General features: G+C 52.4%; 12 protein-coding genes and 1 tRNA gene. 7 read left to right on the forward strand and 6 right to left on the reverse strand.

Annotation, left to right across the window (positions count from 1 at the left end; all coding sequences use genetic code 11):
• The first annotated feature begins 7 nt into the window (after positions 1–7).
• Both DYE26_RS21925 and DYE26_RS21930 read left to right on the forward strand, forming a co-directional pair.
• Positions 8–1,084, forward strand: coding sequence for an ABC transporter substrate-binding protein (locus DYE26_RS21925; protein ID WP_051985791.1), 1,077 nt, complete (start codon positions 8–10; stop codon positions 1,082–1,084).
• A complete protein-coding gene (locus DYE26_RS21930; protein ID WP_051985792.1) occupies positions 1,059–1,847 on the forward strand; it encodes an ABC transporter permease in 789 nt (262 codons plus the stop codon). Before DYE26_RS21925 ends, DYE26_RS21930 begins: the two co-directional genes overlap by 26 nt.
• A gap of 52 nt (positions 1,848–1,899) precedes the next feature.
• On the opposite strand, the gene eno is transcribed toward DYE26_RS21930, so the two are convergent.
• The 6 genes from eno to DYE26_RS21960 form a co-directional block, all read right to left on the reverse strand.
• Positions 1,900–3,186, reverse strand: a complete 1,287-nt coding sequence (eno, locus tag DYE26_RS21935; RefSeq protein ID WP_036627073.1) for a phosphopyruvate hydratase — start codon at positions 3,184–3,186, stop codon at positions 1,900–1,902.
• Positions 3,187–3,351: 165 nt separating this feature from the next.
• Positions 3,352–4,899, reverse strand: coding sequence for a 2,3-bisphosphoglycerate-independent phosphoglycerate mutase (gene gpmI, locus DYE26_RS21940; RefSeq protein ID WP_036627075.1), 1,548 nt, complete (start codon positions 4,897–4,899; stop codon positions 3,352–3,354).
• Positions 4,900–5,652: a triose-phosphate isomerase gene (tpiA, locus tag DYE26_RS21945; RefSeq protein WP_036627077.1), complete on the reverse strand. Its 753-nt coding sequence runs from the start codon at positions 5,650–5,652 to the stop codon at positions 4,900–4,902. It lies immediately after the preceding gene.
• Positions 5,653–5,869: 217 nt separating this feature from the next.
• A complete protein-coding gene (locus DYE26_RS21950; RefSeq protein ID WP_036627079.1) occupies positions 5,870–7,051 on the reverse strand; it encodes a phosphoglycerate kinase in 1,182 nt (393 codons plus the stop codon).
• 219 nt (positions 7,052–7,270) lie between these two features.
• Positions 7,271–8,281: a type I glyceraldehyde-3-phosphate dehydrogenase gene (gap, locus tag DYE26_RS21955; protein ID WP_036627081.1), complete on the reverse strand. Its 1,011-nt coding sequence runs from the start codon at positions 8,279–8,281 to the stop codon at positions 7,271–7,273.
• 77 nt (positions 8,282–8,358) lie between these two features.
• Positions 8,359–9,414 carry a sugar-binding transcriptional regulator gene (locus tag DYE26_RS21960; protein WP_036629008.1) on the reverse strand — a complete coding sequence of 352 codons (1,056 nt, stop codon included), beginning with the start codon at positions 9,412–9,414 and terminating at the stop codon, positions 8,359–8,361.
• Positions 9,415–9,773: 359 nt separating this feature from the next.
• Here DYE26_RS21960 and DYE26_RS21965 point away from each other — a divergent pair, with 359 nt between their 5' ends.
• From DYE26_RS21965 to ade, 5 genes are all read left to right on the forward strand, one after another.
• Positions 9,774–10,928, forward strand: coding sequence for an ABC transporter substrate-binding protein (locus DYE26_RS21965; RefSeq protein WP_036627083.1), 1,155 nt, complete (start codon positions 9,774–9,776; stop codon positions 10,926–10,928).
• Between the two features lie 80 nt (positions 10,929–11,008).
• On the forward strand, positions 11,009–12,343 hold the full coding sequence (locus DYE26_RS21970; RefSeq protein WP_036627085.1) for an extracellular solute-binding protein: 1,335 nt from the start codon (positions 11,009–11,011) through the stop codon (positions 12,341–12,343).
• Positions 12,344–13,017: 674 nt separating this feature from the next.
• A tRNA-Arg gene (locus tag DYE26_RS21975) sits at positions 13,018–13,092 on the forward strand.
• A 202-nt stretch (positions 13,093–13,294) separates the two neighbouring features.
• A complete protein-coding gene (clpP, locus tag DYE26_RS21980; RefSeq protein ID WP_036627089.1) occupies positions 13,295–13,891 on the forward strand; it encodes an ATP-dependent Clp endopeptidase proteolytic subunit ClpP in 597 nt (198 codons plus the stop codon).
• Positions 13,892–14,212: 321 nt separating this feature from the next.
• Positions 14,213–16,024, forward strand: coding sequence for an adenine deaminase (ade, locus tag DYE26_RS21985; protein ID WP_036627090.1), 1,812 nt, complete (start codon positions 14,213–14,215; stop codon positions 16,022–16,024).
• Positions 16,025–16,055 lie beyond the last annotated feature (31 nt).

The following is a 16,055-nucleotide window of genomic DNA, read 5'->3' on the forward strand; positions in this document are numbered from 1 at the left end:
GGTCCTGATGAAAAAAACGTTTACCGCCATTTATCCATTGCTGGCGCTTTTCCTTGCCGGAACCATGATTTTCACGGGTTGTTCAGGCCCGTCCGCTGCTCCTTCGCAACCAGACGCAAATGGACAACAGCAATCGGCAGCCGGAACTGCCGCAGTGGAACCGCCCGGACCGGCAGCCCAGAAAATGCAACAACTGACCGTTCAGGGACCGCTGGGGATTACCATATCCGCACCGATTTACAACATTTTGGAGAATCAAGCTCTGGCATCCTTCGCGGATGAGGTCGTTTATACCCCCTGGAAAACCCCGGATGAGCTGCGCGCCAGAATTTCCAGCGGGCAAGCCGATATTTCCGCCGTGCCTACCTATGTCGGCAGCAATTTGTACAACCGCGGCATAGACGTCAAGCTGCTGAACACGCTGGTCTGGGGCATTCTCTATGTCGTCGGCCCTGAAAATGAAACGGGAGGAGGCTGGGAAACTTTACGCGGACAGACGATCCACGTGCCGCTGAAAGGAGACATGCCGGACCTCGTCTTCCGTTATTTGCTTCGCAAAAACAACCTTGACCCGGAGAAGGACATCCGGATCGAGTATGTGGCCGGAACGCAGGAACTGGTCGGCCTGATGGCCGCCGGGAAGGCAAAATATGCGGTCATTCCGGAGCACCTGGCCACGATGGCCGTTCAGAAAGTCGAGGGAACGGCCAAAATCATGAGTTTGCAGGAGGAATGGGCGAAAGCAACCGGAAAACCGGCCAGAATTCCGCAAGCCGGCATTCTGGTGTCGGGCGAACTGGTGAAAAATCAGCCGGAACTGGTGGAAAGCCTGCAGCGGCAGTTTCAAGAATCGGTGACTTTTCTCAACCAACACCCGGACAAAGCCGCGAAAATGATCGCCGAGTACCAGGAAGGATTGGAGCCGGCGTTCATCGAATCATTGATCCCTGCCCTGAATCTTGAATTCGTCTCCGCCAAGGACGCGAGGGAGGAATTGGAGTTTTTCTTCACCGAGCTGTCTTCGCTTTCCCCCGACATCATAGGAGGCAAGCTGCCGGATGATGCGTTCTATTACGATAAATAAACCGGGCAAACGCTCGTTTGGGGTAAAATGCTTAGCCGTGCTCGTCATCATCGGCGTCTGGCAGTGGATTTCTTTATCCCTGCCGGACATTTTGTTCGCTTCACCCCTGGAAACGCTGCGGGCGCTTGCGCGAATGGCCCGCAGCGGCGAATTGGCCCGGCAACTGCTAACTTCGGGAGGCCGGATGTTGGCCGGTTTCTTCTGCGGAACGGCCGCGGGGATTGCCGCTGGGCTGCTGGCGGGAATTTTCAGTATCGTTTACGAGGCGATGCGTCCCTTCCTATCCCTGCTCATGGGCATCCCGCCGATCATTCTCGTGGTGCTTGCCATGGTCTGGTTCGGCACGGGAGCGACGGTGCCCGTATTTGTGGTCTCCTTGCTGGTTTTCCCCAGCATTTACCTTAACACGGCCGACGGATGGCGCGGGATTGACCGGCAGCTCTTGCAAATGGCGGAGGTTTATCAAATCGGTCCTATGAAAAAACTGCGTCACATCGTCATTCCTGGACTGGCCGTGCCGATTTTTACGGCCGTTTCGCTGGCCGCAGGGTCCGCCGTCCGGACAACGATCATGGCAGAGCTGCTCGGCTCCGACAACGGGATCGGCTACTCGCTCGCTTTTGCGCGAGTGAACCTGGACACCGCCAAAGTGTTCGCCTGGACGTTCGTGAGCATCGTGGCGATTCTGGGGATGGACCTTATCGTCATCAAGCCGCTCCGCAAATTTGCTTTGCGTTGGAATCACGAAGAAATCCAGACTTGAGAACAAAAAGACCCGCCGATCGGTTCGGCGGGTCTTTTCGCAACTTCTGCGATTAACGTTTCAGGTTGTAGAAGGATTTCAAGCCGTTGTATTGAGCCAAATCGGCCAATTGGTCTTCGATGCGGAGCAATTGGTTGTACTTGGCGATGCGGTCCGTACGGGAAGGCGCACCGGTTTTGATTTGGCCGGCGTTCGTAGCCACGGCGATATCGGCGATCGTGCTGTCTTCGGATTCGCCGGAACGGTGGGAGACAACCGCGGTGTAGCCTGCGCGTTTCGCCATTTCGATCGCGTCGAACGTTTCGGTCAGCGTACCGATTTGGTTTACTTTGATCAGGATCGAGTTGCCGATGCCTTCGTTGATGCCTTTTTCCAGACGCTCGGTGTTGGTTACGAACAGGTCGTCGCCGACGAGTTGGATTTTGCTGCCCAGTTTTTGCGTGAGCAATTTCCAGCCTTCCCAATCGTCTTCGGCGCAGCCGTCTTCGATCGTGATGATCGGGTATTTGTCTACCCAGGAAGCGAGCAGGTCAACGAATTCCGCGGAAGTGAAGGATTTGCCTTCGCCTTCCAGATGGTATTTGCCGTCTTTGTAGAACTCGGTGGAAGCGACGTCCATGCCCAGGAATACGTCTTTACCCGGAGTGTAGCCGGCTTTCGTGATAGCTTCCATGATCGAGGACAGCGCGTCTTCGTTGGAAGCGAAGTTCGGAGCGAAGCCGCCTTCGTCGCCAACCGCGGTGTTCAAGCCTTTATCCTTCAACACGGATTTCAGGTTGTGGAAAATTTCCGCACCGGTACGGAGAGCTTCCTTGAAAGAAGGAGCGCCAACCGGCAGGATCATGAACTCTTGCACGTCGACGTTGTTGTCGGCATGCGCGCCGCCGTTTACGATGTTCATCATCGGAACCGGAAGCTGCTTCGCGTTGAATCCGCCGAGGTATGCGTACAGCGGCAGGTCGAGAGCGTCAGCGGCCGCGCGGGCAACGGCCATGGAAACCGCCAAGATGGCGTTGGCGCCGAGTTTGCCTTTGTTTGGCGTACCGTCCAAAGTGATCATCAATTTGTCGATGCCGATTTGGTCAAGCGCGTCCATGCCGATTACTTCAGGGGCGATGATTTCGTTGACGTTCTCAACGGCTTTCAATACGCCTTTGCCCAGGTAACGGGATTTGTCGCCGTCGCGAAGCTCAACGGCTTCGTGCGCGCCGGTGGAAGCGCCGGAAGGAACGATAGCGCGTCCGATGGCGCCGGACTCAAGGTAAACTTCAACTTCAACCGTAGGGTTGCCGCGGGAGTCAAGGACTTCGCGTGCGTATACTTCGGAAATAATTGTCATAGGTATACAGTCTCCTTTTTTAGTGGTAGTTCAAAAAGTCCGCTTTTGATCACGAAGTGAATCAAGAAGTAATTCGGCATCGAATCTCGGTGCTGAAAACCGCACTTTTTGAACACGCATTTTAATTTAATATTTTAAGTATACAGTTTGTTGTACCAGTTTGGCTTATGCCTTGCGGCTGGCGATCATCGACTTGCCGGTCATTTCCGGCGGCTGCGGCAGCCCCATCAGGTCAAGCAGCGTCGGCGCCACGTCGGCGAGGATGCCCTTGTCGCGCAGCACAACGTTTTCGTCGGTCACGATAAACGGAACCGGGAAGGTCGTATGCGCGGTGTAAGGACGGCCTTGCTCGTCGAACACCATGTCGGCGTTGCCGTGGTCGGCGATGATCACGACGACTCCGCCTTTCGCCTTAACGGCGTCAACGACTTTGCCGACGCATTCGTCGGTCACTTCGACCGCTTTCTTCGTCGGCTCCAGCATGCCGGAGTGGCCGACCATGTCCGGGTTGGCAAAGTTCAAGATGATCGCGTCGTGTTTATCCGCTTCGATCTCTTTCACGCAAGCCTCGGCGACTTCATAGGCGCTCATTTCCGGCTTGAGATCATAGGTCGCGACCTTCGGCGAATTGATCAGGATGCGCGTTTCCCCCGGAAGTTCGACGTCGCGTCCGCCGCTGAAGAAAAACGTCACGTGCGGATATTTTTCCGTTTCGGCGATGCGCAGCTGTTTCTTGCCGTGCTGCACGAGCACTTCGCCAAACGTGTTGTCGAGATCCTTCGGTTTGTAGGCTACGTAGCCCTGAACCGATTCCGCAAACAGAGTCAGGCACACAAAGTGCAGGTCCGTCGGGAATTTCGGTCCGCGGTCGAAGCCTTGGAAATCCTTGTTCGTGAACACGTTGGAGAGCTGAATCGCCCGGTCCGGACGGAAGTTCAGGAAGACGACGGAGTCTCCGGATTCCACCTGCGCAACCGGCTCGCCTTTGTCGTCGACGATCACGGTCGGCATAACGAATTCGTCAAATACCGATTTCTCGTAGGACTCGGTGACGGCCTTAATCGGGTCCGTATATTTCGGTCCTTCGGCATAAACCATGGCCCGGTACGATTTCTCCACGCGGTCCCAGCGTTTGTCGCGGTCCATCGCGTAGTAACGGCCTTGCACCGTAGCGATTTTGCCGATGCCGATTTCGTTCATCTTGGCGATCAGCTTCTCCAGGAAGCCTTTCGCGCTGTCCGGCGCCACGTCGCGGCCATCGAGGAAGGCATGCACGTATACTTCGTGCATATCTTCTTTTTGGGCCAGCTCGAGCATCGCGAACAAGTGGTCAATGTGGCTGTGCACGCCGCCGTCGGACAGAAGCCCGTACAAATGGAGCTTCTTGCCTTTGGATTTGGCGCTGCGAACCGCATTCACCAACGTTTCGTTTTGGAAAAATTCGCCTTCGCGAATCGATTTGGAAATCCGGGTCAAATCCTGGTACACGATCCGGCCGGCGCCGATGTTCAGGTGTCCGACTTCGGAGTTCCCCATTTGGCCTTCCGGCAAGCCCACCGCTTCGCCGCTAGCCGTCAGGGTCGTGTTCGGATACTGCTTCAGATAACGGTCGTAGTTCGGCTTATGGGCTTGCGCCACGGCATTGCCTTCCACCGTGTCGCGAAGTCCGAAACCGTCCATGATGATCAATGCTACAGGTTTTGGAGCAGCCATTTACTTCGCCCCCTCAACGAGTTGAACATAAGAAGCCGGCTGCAGGCTGGCACCGCCGACGAGCGCGCCGTCGATGTCGCTTTGGCTCATATATTCCTTCACGTTCTCCGGCTTCACGCTGCCGCCGTATTGGATGCGGATCTTGCTTGCTACATCATCGCCATACAATCCTTTAACCAAACTGCGGATGTAGGAAATAACTTCGTTCGCGTCTGCGGAAGTGGACGATTTGCCTGTGCCGATGGCCCAAATAGGCTCATACGCAATGACGACCTGCACTGCTTGCTCCGCAGTCAGTCCTTGAAGCGCCGCTTCGGTTTGCACCTTTACGACGTCTTTCGTTTTGCCGGCTTCGCGCTCTTCGAGTTTTTCACCGACGCAAGGGATCGGAGTCAAACCGTGTTTGAACGCGGCATGGATTTTTTTGTTTACGATCTCGTCGGTTTCGCTAAAATAAGCCCGGCGCTCGGAATGCCCGATGATGACGTAGTCCACGCCGAGTTCTTTCAGCATACGTCCGCTGATTTCGCCGGTGAAGGCCCCTTCGTCTTCAAAATGCATGTTTTGCGCGCCGATTTTGATCGACGTTCCTTTTGCGGCTTCCACCAAAGCCGGAAGGTTGGTGAACGGAGCGCAAATCACGCTCTCTACGCCCGCAACTTCCGCTTTTCCTTTTACCTCTTCAAAAAAAGCTTTTGCTTCGGAAACCGTTTTGAACATCTTCCAGTTCCCGGCAATAATAGGTGTTCTCATGGAGCCAACTCCTTCACTTCTTAAAGGTAGTTCAAAAATCAGCTTTTGATCACGAAGTGAACCACGAAGTTTATTCGGCATCGAATCTTGAATTCAGCCGGGCCTTCCGGTGCTCACGTACCCAAAACGTACGCTCCGCTCCTGACGTCCCTAGCTTCATCCAACCTTCTCGGTGCTGGGTGCTGAAAACCCGATTTTTGAACAATTTCATTGTCTTTTACTTGTCGTTCAATGCTACAACGCCCGGAAGCGCCTTGCCTTCCATGAATTCGAGGGACGCGCCGCCGCCAGTAGAGATGTGGTCCATTTTCGACGCCAGGTTGAACTTCTCGGCTGCTGCCGCGGAATCGCCGCCGCCGATGATCGTGTAGCCTTTCGTCTCGGCGCAAGCTTCGGCTACTTCCTTCGTTCCGTTCGCAAAGATGTCGATTTCGAATACGCCCATCGGTCCGTTCCAAACGACCAGCTTGGAGTTTTTAATGATGTCGGCATACATTGCCCGCGTTTTCGGTCCGATGTCCACGCCTTCCCAATCGGCCGGAATGCTGTCGATGTCGGCCGGTTTATGGTTGGCCGTAGCGCTGAAATCGTCGGCTACGATAACGTCCACAGGAAGCAGGAACTTTTTGCCGAGCTTCTTCGCTTTCTCGATGAAGCCGAGGGCAACATCCAGTTTGCTATCATCCAGCAGGGATTGACCGATTTCATAGCCTTGCGCCTTGAAGAATGTATAGGCCAGACCGCCGCCGATCAGCACGTTGTCCGCGATGTTCAGCAGGTTGTCGATGACGTCAATTTTGTCTTTCACCTTCGATCCGCCGATGATGGCCGTAAAAGGACGGTCCGGGTTCGACAATGCTTTGCCGAGAACGGACAATTCCTTTTCCATCAGCAGGCCGGATACGGCTGGCAGGTAATGCGCGATGCCTTCGGTCGACGCATGCGCCCGGTGAGCCGCGCCAAACGCGTCGTTGACGAACAGATCGGCAAGCTCCGCGAATTGTTTGGCCAGTTCCGGATCGTTTTTCTCTTCGCCCGGATAGAAACGGACGTTTTCCAGCACCAGTACGTCACCGTTGTTCAATTGAGCTACTTTTGCTTTAACCACGTCGCCAACCGCTTCATCGGCTTTGGCTACCGGCTTGCCGAGCAGCTCGGACAAGCGTTCTGCAGCCTGGGTAAGGCGCATCGATTCATTCACTTGACCCTTCGGACGTCCCAAGTGGCTGGCGAGAATGATTTTCGCGCCTTTTTCGATCAAATAGTTGATCGTCGGCAGCGTTTCGCGGATCCGGGTATCGTCGGTGATTTTCCCGTCTTGCATCGGCACGTTGAAATCGACGCGGACAAATACGCGTTTTCCGGTTACTTCCACATCACGTACACTTTTCTTGTTCATCTCCACGTTCCTCCTAAAGGTGTGCGCAGGTTCTCCCAAGCTTTGAAAACCGCGCATCCACGGCTATAATTCTGATTTCTCTCCTAAGCGTAAGTCTGTATCTCTATTTTTTTATTTATAACATGCGTGTGTGTGAATATCGTTCTTGCTTCAAGACCAAAGAGGAGTCCTATTGACAGGTTGCTCCTCTTTGGGATTTATATCAGGTTGGCCGGGATATTACTTAACTTTTTTTGCGAAGAATTCCAAAGTACGGACCAATTGAGCGGTGTAGGACATTTCGTTGTCGTACCAAGCCACGGTTTTGACGAGCTGTTGGTTGCCCACAGTCATCACTTTTGTTTGAGTCGCATCAAATAAGGAACCGTATGTCATGCCCACGATATCGGAAGATACAAGTTCTTCCTCGGTATAACCAAACGTTTCCGGATCGGAAGCGGCTTTCATCGCTGCGTTAACTTCATCAACGGTAACGGTTTTTTCAAGAACAGTTACGAGCTCTGTCAGGGAGCCGGTCGGTACCGGAACACGTTGAGCCGCGCCGTCCAGTTTACCTTTCAATTCTGGAATAACCAGACCGATCGCTTTAGCTGCACCGGTCGTGTTAGGAACAATGTTGGATGCAGCAGCGCGAGCACGGCGGAAGTCGCCTTTCGCATGCGGAGCGTCCAGCGTATTTTGGTCGCCGGTGTAAGCGTGGATCGTCGTCATCAAACCTTCAACGATGCCGAATTTGTCGTTCAGCGCTTTAGCCATTGGAGCCAAGCAGTTGGTCGTACAGGAAGCACCGGAAACAACCGTTTCGGAACCGTCCAGGATTTCATGGTTAACGTTGTAAACGACCGTTTTCATGTCGCCGGTAGCCGGAGCGGAGATAACGACTTTCTTCGCGCCGCCTTTCAGGTGAAGCTCGGCTTTTTCTTTCGTCGTGAAGAAGCCGGTGCACTCCAGAACAATGTCAACGCCAAGCTCGCCCCAAGGAAGTTCCTCAGGATTGCGGTTAGCCATAACTTTTACTTCTTTGCCGTTCACTTTGAAGTAGCCGTCATGAACCTCTACTTCGCCGTCAAAGCGGCCTTGAGTTGTATCATATTTCAACAGGTGGGCCAGCATTTTGGCGTCCGTCAAGTCGTTGATCGCTACTACTTCGATGCCTTCCACGTTTTGAATGCGGCGGAAAGCCAGGCGTCCGATACGTCCGAAACCATTAATACCTACTTTTACACTCATGAATAGTTCCTCCTAGTGTTGGTTTTTTTATTAATCAAGACAGGCTAAAAGCCCGCCATGAGTAAACATCGTTAGCTTCACTTGATTTCTTGCTTGGCATCCTGCCCGAGTTGGGCTACGATCTCCGAAGCGGCGGCCTCGTCAATGACGAGGATGTCCTCTTGGCCAAAGCGCAGCACGGCGTGAATCGCCTTGGCTTTGCTTTTGCCCCCGGCAATCCCGATTACGGTTTCCGTCTCCATGATGTCTTCCAAGCGAAGGCCCAGAGTCCGCATTTTGTGGACGACGACGCCGTCTTCATTAAAATAATAACCAAATGATTCCGCGACCGCGCCTTCCTTCCGGATCTGTTCGGTCACCTGCGGCTCCAGCTTGCGCCGCCGCGCCATCTCCATCGCGTCGCCGATGCCGTGCACCACGATTCGCGCTTGCCGGATCATATTGACGATGTCTTCGATGTTCGGATCGTGGACAAGCGATTCATAAGCTTCCTTGCCGAGCAAATCAGGTACGTGCAGCAGGCGGTAACCTGCCCCCACTCGTTTCGCCATCCCGGATGCGATCGTGTTCGCCTGAATTTCCAGGCTCTCGCCCAATCCTCCGCGCGCAGGCACAAACCAGCTGTCCTTCATCGTCACGTTATGCGGCGGATTCAATTGCTCCGCAACCTCCGCCAGCGTTGTTCCGCCGGTAACGGCAACCCCGTCGCCCTCGCTCATGGAGCTTAAGAGCGCCTTGGCTCCCGCGCGCCCCAGTTCCCGCTTTACCAGCGGCGAAGCGTCGCAATCTCCAGGGACGACCACGACTTTGCGCAGGCCGTAGCTCTGACGGATCGCTTCTTCCAAATTGGCGAGGCCAAACAACTCCTTGACCACCGGCTCCAATTCCTCAAGCAGAAGCCTGCCCGCATCGCTGATTCTCATGCCGATATTCTCGATTTCAATCAGGCCCTGAGCCTTCAGAAGATCCGTTTCGGCCCGCAACACACGCTCCGTCATATCCAGTGAAGTTGCCAAGGTTCTGCGGCCAATTACGTCAGATAACATGATCTGATGAAGTATGGTGTACCTTTTCTTGAGAATGTCCATGAGATCAGGCAGAAGCTGCTTCTGAATTTCCAAAAGGTTACGCATGATCTCCATTCCTGCAAGCTCCTTCTTCTCTCCATCTCCTTGGCCTTAAAATGTCCCGGGTTAACTTTTTAAGTCCCACCGTTATTTTAACCAATTTTTAGCGTGGTTGCAAGCCTAACGTCCGTAGAATTCTCAAACTTTGGTATGGTTATACGGCGGTAAGTAAAGAAACCGTTTTATCGCTATGCTTCTTGTCCATCCCGTTTTAGTTTTGTCGGTAGGGTTGTCCAATAAACACCACTCTAAGAATGAAATTAGACAACGCATGAGCCGGATTTTTTTAATTTACAGGTATTGCATTCGGATTTACTATAAAATAGTTATAGTATATAGAATTTATTGGAAACGAGGTTCGGGAATTGCGCGGATTGCTGTTATTTTTCATGGCTTTAAATTTGGCGATTGTATCGGGTTGTGCCGGGAACACGTCTTCTCTTAAAGATAAAGAGGTTAGCTTTAGTTTAAATATCGGTTACTTCTCGCAAAAACATTTCGATGACAGATATGCCTCTCTATTGGCGCTGGAATATCCAAATTTGCGCTATACCGTCGTTCCGACGAACGATCTCGTCAAAGGAAAAGCGACATTACAAGAATGGATGAAAAACAACGAAGTAGATTTGCTTTATTTGTCTGACGATGATTTTCGGGAAGCCGCTGAAAGCGGATTGCTCCTAAAGCTTGACGATGATGTTGCCCGAGATTCCTTTCCTTTGGATACGCTGATCCCCGGTGTCGTCGAGTTAACGAAACATTACGGCAACGGCGAACTGTACGGACTGCCTCCTTCCTTTTTCAGCAGCGCTATAGTTTACAACCAACAACTGTTTGATCAATACGGTGTGGAATATCCCGGCAACCAAATGTCCTGGGAGGATACGATTATGTTGGCCAACCGATTTCCGAAAGGCCTAACCTTACCCTATCCGTCTGCGGCCGATTGGTTGATTGATATAGGGAGAACCGAAAGCCTTCAGGCATACGACGAACATACGGACAGGCTCACTTTAGATAGTCCGTCATGGGGCAAAATTTTAAAATTGGTGAAGGAACCGTTAAAACGCGGAAATATCGCCATCAACGATATAAACCAAAACGCCTTTATTACAGAAAACTACGCGATGGCCGTGGTTAATTACGAAGATTTTAAAGTTGTAGAGCAGCAAGGCTCCGATATCAAGTGGAAACTGGCCACCATGCCGGTCAGTCCAGGCTCTCCGGAAATCAGTCATCATATTTCGTTAGGGGGACTTTGGGCGATTCCCGCCAACTCGACGCAAACTGAGGCGGCCTGGGAGTTGATCCGATTTTTCTTGTCCGGCAAAGTGGCGGAGTGGGAATACCGTTCCGTATACGGGTTTTCTTCGCTGGCCGATTATATTTCATTAGGGAATGCCGACAAAAATATCGAAGCCTTCTACATGCTGCAGCCCTCAAAAGAAGAAAATGCCGTTTCCGAGCAGGCGTATAACCTGATCAATGCCTACGTTGATCGCATGCTGTCCAGCGAGTGAATTTCTAGTACGGGAAGGTCGGGAGTCGGCGGAACAAGCTTTCCTAAACTGCACCCGTTTATAATAAAGGGGATCAGAACATGTATAAAATAACGCGTACATTTATAGGCTTGGCGCTTATGACAGTCTTATTATCAAGCTGCCAAACGCGTCAGCCGGAGGAGCCTGTCGTCCTCAAAGTTGCTTATCCGTCCGCCAAGCAATTTTATGTTAATTTTGGTTATGCTTTTGAAAACAGATATCCCAATATCGATGTTCAAGTGATTCCAAGTGATCCGGTATCCGAAGAAACGGGTTGGAATCGTGAAGCGGATGTTATTTACATCAATGGTATGGAGCAGTATAAGACGGCTATTGAAAAGGGGATTTTAAAACCGATTTCTCCCCCGTTCACCAATGGATCGGAATCCGGCGACCTTTCTCCGATTGTTACGTCGCTTTTGGAAGCTGCGTCGGATAACGGCCAGTATTATGCTCTTCCGCCTACTTTTCATAGCGAGGCGCTTTATTATAACAAGAAGCTATTTGATGCTTATCATATCCCATACCCGCAAAACGGAATGACCTGGGAAGAGGTGTTTGCATTAGCCGAACGGTTCCCGACAGAAGATGATCAAGGAAAATCCCTTTATGGAATACAAATGAACTATTATCGCAATGTTACCATGAACTTTATTTTAAAAGCCGGTCAAACGGAAAACCTGACTTATCTCGATCCAAAAACCATGAAGGTCACGATGAATACGGATAAATGGAAGTCCATCTGGACCGCCGCGGTGAAAGCTTTTCGCGCCGGGGCAGTTTATGATCAGGGAGAAGAAGCCGATTCGATGGAACACCCCAAGTTTTTAACTGAAAATGCCGCTATGACCATTAGTTCCAATGCTTTTGCATATGATTTCGAGCCGTTCTCCCATTTTGAAGGAGCTACCTTGATCGACTGGGGAATGGTTACAGCTCCGGTGGACCCTTTGAATCCGGATTATATGAATTTCTACGAAATATTTGACTTTTTTGGCGTTTCTTCAAGCACAGAACATGCAGCCGAAGCGATGAAACTTGTTAAATTTATAGCCGGAGATCCGGTAAACAGCCAACTATTGGCCAAGAACCAGCCAAATTACGGGCTGCCTGCTGTAACCGAGTACGTGGAACCGGTTGGAGATCATGATTTGTCTCCTCTTTACTCCCTTAAAGCAAATCCTAATTATGCAGACCTGTATACCCAAGTTGATGCCGAGATCCTCGATGCCTTTCAGGACGCTGCCCAAGGCGCATTGGACAAGCTTCTGCAAAATGAAATAACCTTGGATGAGGCACTTGCCGAGGTGGAAGTGAAGGGACAAGAAGCCGTAGATACCGCGGTCCTTACTCTTGAGCAAAAAAGGAAAAGCAGCCAAGGTGACATTCAATAATGCCGACATTGAGAAGAGGATTTCCCTGCGCTTTAACACATTTCGAAATTCTTCTGCTCGAGAGATTCAGCAAATTCAAGCACTTTCTATTAATGAGGCTGAAGTTCTATTTGAAAAAGCGTTTTCTGTTCCTGCTTATAACTATACAGAAAATGAAATAAGGACTATATGATATGGGTATAAAATTTTTATACTCCATATCATTTTAAGGGGGTCGAATATGGGAAAAAAGATAAGTTTCTTTATTCCAAAATATTTGCACCCATTATAGCGCTATTTGTTGTTCTTGCCAGTTTAGGCATATTGAAAGCTACACTTCCCTTACTTTTACTTTAATTACTGAATTAAGAAGCTAAATAAACCTGAATTTCGAGAGCGCATCAGGCACGGCGGTGATTATCCAAAAGCGGTTCAGCGACCGTAAATAAGTAGGGGTAGGGCCATCTGGAGTTCAGTCGAGCCGTCCGTATTTTTAAACGGCCGTGTGCACGGCGTTCCTTGCTTGAAGCAGAAGTAATACGCAGCGTACTCGGGGCAAATAATTTTGCTGAGATGGTTCAGCGCATAATAAGCCAGCGCTAGTCTGCTGCGAATTTTGCCCATGCTAATAAATACCACTTGCATTTCCTTTGACGATACCATATAATCAATTTTGCACGCTAAATTTGTGATTTGCGCCCGTGGTCCAATGGATATGACGTAGGCCTCCGGAGCCTGAGATCGAGGTTCGATTCCTCGCGGGCGCGCCATACTTAACTAACTGCCTAATAACCGAACGCTGAGTTTCATCGCCTGAATGACTGCATAAATGACATCGGGCTTTTTTTATCCCTTGAGTTTGACTATCTTTGACTTTTGCGAATAAATTGTTTATGATGAGGTTATTATCGATCGTTTCCGTCAATTCTGATGATTGATCGAACCGAATCCAAATTTAAGGAGGTTTTATCGGTGAGTTATATTCCTATGGTCGTTGAACAAAGCAACCGCGGCGAACGCGCCTACGACATTTATTCCAGACTGCTTAAGGACCGGATCATTTTCCTGGGCTCGCAAGTCAATGACGTCGTGGCCAACTCCATCATCGCTCAAATGTTGTTTCTGGATGCGGAAGATCCGACGAAGGACATCTCCCTCTACATCAACAGCCCCGGCGGATCGATTACCGCAGGCATGGCCATTTACGATACGATGCAATTCATCAAAGCGGATGTCTCCACGATCTGCGTCGGCCTTGCCGCTTCCATGGGCGCGTTCCTGCTGAACGCCGGCGCTCCCGGCAAACGCTACGCCCTGCCGAACAGCGAGATCATGATCCACCAGCCGCTCGGCGGCGCGGAAGGCCAGGCAACGGACATTGAAATCCGGGCCCGCCGGATCCTGAAGATGCGCGACAAGTTGAACCACATTCTCGCGGAGCGCACCGGCCAACCGCTGGAACGGATCGAAAAAGACACCGACCGCGACTACTTCATGAGCGCTCTCGAAGCCAAAGAGTATGGCCTGGTCGACCAAGTCATCGAAAAAGTAAATCCGGCGAAAGCTTAAAGCCGAGCCTTAAAATGTGTGTTCAAAAAGTTCGGTTTTAAGCACCGAGAAGATTGGATGAAGCTAGGGACTAAGGAGCGGAGCGTACGTTTTGGGTACGTGAGCACCGGAAGGCCCGGCTGAATTCAAGATTCGATGCCGAACTACTTCTTGATTCACTTCGTGATCAAAAGCGGACTTTTTGAACAACCTCTTAAAGGCAAGGGCTGCCCTGAACAGTCTCCACTGTTCTAAGGGCGGCCTTTTTTGTTATGATTAGGCGTAAGAACTGAAGAGTTTTAAGGCGCTATTTTAGCGAACAGTAAAGGAGTGAACCGGGGAATGAAACCTGCTGCAAGAAAAAAGCTGTACGAGGTAAGCCGGGTTTTGGCGGAAGTGGCCGTCGGGAAAAAGAAAGCCGATTTGGTCGTCAAAAACGGCACCTTAGTTAATGTATACACCGGGGAACTGCTGCCGCATACGGATGTCGCCGTGGCCCAAGGACGTATCGCTTACGTTGGGGACGCCGGGCATACGATCGGCGAGGAGACGGCCGTGATCGACGCCGCGGGACGTTACATCGCCCCGGGGTTGCTGGACGGCCATATGCATGTGGAAAGCACGATGCTGTCGGTGACCGAGTTTGCCAAGGCCGCTTTGGCTAAAGGGACGACCGGCGTTTTTATGGATCCGCACGAAATCGCCAACGTGTTTGGCGCCGAAGGCGTGCGCTGGATGCATGAGGAAGGCCGGGGACTGCCGCTCAAGGTGTTCACCACGTTCCCGTCCTGCGTGCCGGCCACCGACCACCTGGAGGACGCCGGGGCGGCGCTGGAAGCCAAGGACATCGCCGAAGGCATGACCTGGGACGGTGTAGAGGGGCTGGGCGAAGTGATGAACTTCCCTGGTGTCGTTTACGGAGATGCGAAAATGAGCGGAGAGATCCGAGCGACGATGGAAGCGGGAAAAACGGTCACAGGCCATTTCCCCAGCGATGACAAGCTCATGCTGCAGGCGTACATCGCCTCCGGCGTCACCTCCGACCACGAGACGGTCACGCGGGAGCAGGGGCTGCTTAAGCTGCGCCTCGGCATGCATTTGATGATCCGCGAGGGCTCCGCCTGGCATGACGTCAAGGAAGTGATCAAGGTCGTGACCGAAGACCATGCGGATACGGCCAATATCATGCTGGTCACCGACGATGTGTACCCGCAGACGCTGATCGAAAAAGGCCACATGAACCATGTCGTGCGCCGGGCCATTGAGGAAGGCGTGGAGCCAGTCACCGCGATTCAGATGAGCACGATCAACACGGCCCGTTATTTCAAGGTGGACGCTGATGTGGGCGGCATCGCCCCGGGAAAATGCGCCGACCTGCTGCTGATCTCCGATCTAAAGCGGATGGAGCCGTCCACCGTGATTGCGGACGGGACCGTCGTTTACGATAGCGGAGAGCTGCGCGTGCCTTTCCCGGCGTATCCGTATCCGGAACGCGCGCGAAATTCAGTGCATTTGGCCCGCCCTTTGAAGCCGGGCGATTTCTTGCTCGCCAGCCAAAGCGGGAAGGCCGAGACGAAAGTTCATGTCATCGACGTCATCGAAAACAGCGCGCGCACGCAAAAAGGAACCGCCAGCCTGAAAGTGGCGGACGGATTCATTCAGCCGGACCCGGCGCAGGACGTCCTGACGCTGGCCTGCATCGACCGCCATCACGGCTCCGGCGATATTTCGCTAGCGTTTACCCGCGGCTTTGGGCTGAAACGGGGCGCCGTCGCCTCCACGGTGGCGCATGACAGCCACAACCTGCTCGTGATGGGCGCAAACGCTGAGGACATGGCCTTCGCCGCGAACGAGCTGGCCAAGCTGGGCGGCGGCATGATCGCCGTGCAGGACGGGCAGGTGCTGGCCGCCGTGCCGATGGCGATCGCCGGCCTGATGTCCGAGCAGCCGCTGGAAACGGTGGCCGCGCAGGTCAAGCAGCTGGGGGCCGCCTGGCAGCAGCTCGGATGCCCGCTGAACGCGCCGTTCATGACGTTTTCGCTGATCGCCCTGCCGGTCATTCCGGAGCTTCGCATTACTAACCGCGGGCTCGCGGACGTAAACGAATTCCGGCTGATCCCGGTGGAAATCGTAATTAAGGAATCAGTTTTTTGAAATCTGTCCTAGATGTCTAAACATAAAAAAA

This window comes from Paenibacillus macerans (assembly GCF_900454495.1).
Classification (GTDB): domain Bacteria; phylum Bacillota; class Bacilli; order Paenibacillales; family Paenibacillaceae; genus Fontibacillus; species Fontibacillus macerans.

Coding starts and splice junctions, on each gene's coding strand:
- DYE26_RS21925 (WP_051985791.1), top strand. CDS start 8: ATGAAAAAAACGTTTACCGCCATTTATCCATTGCTGGCGCTTTTCCTT.
- DYE26_RS21930 (WP_051985792.1), top strand. CDS start 1,059: ATGATGCGTTCTATTACGATAAATAAACCGGGCAAACGCTCGTTTGGG.
- eno (WP_036627073.1), bottom strand. CDS start 3,186: ATGACAATTATTTCCGAAGTATACGCACGCGAAGTCCTTGACTCCCGC.
- gpmI (WP_036627075.1), bottom strand. CDS start 4,899: ATGGCTGCTCCAAAACCTGTAGCATTGATCATCATGGACGGTTTCGGA.
- tpiA (WP_036627077.1), bottom strand. CDS start 5,652: ATGAGAACACCTATTATTGCCGGGAACTGGAAGATGTTCAAAACGGTT.
- DYE26_RS21950 (WP_036627079.1), bottom strand. CDS start 7,051: ATGAACAAGAAAAGTGTACGTGATGTGGAAGTAACCGGAAAACGCGTA.
- gap (WP_036627081.1), bottom strand. CDS start 8,281: ATGAGTGTAAAAGTAGGTATTAATGGTTTCGGACGTATCGGACGCCTG.
- DYE26_RS21960 (WP_036629008.1), bottom strand. CDS start 9,414: ATGCGTAACCTTTTGGAAATTCAGAAGCAGCTTCTGCCTGATCTCATG.
- DYE26_RS21970 (WP_036627085.1), top strand. CDS start 11,009: ATGTATAAAATAACGCGTACATTTATAGGCTTGGCGCTTATGACAGTC.
- ade (WP_036627090.1), top strand. CDS start 14,213: ATGAAACCTGCTGCAAGAAAAAAGCTGTACGAGGTAAGCCGGGTTTTG.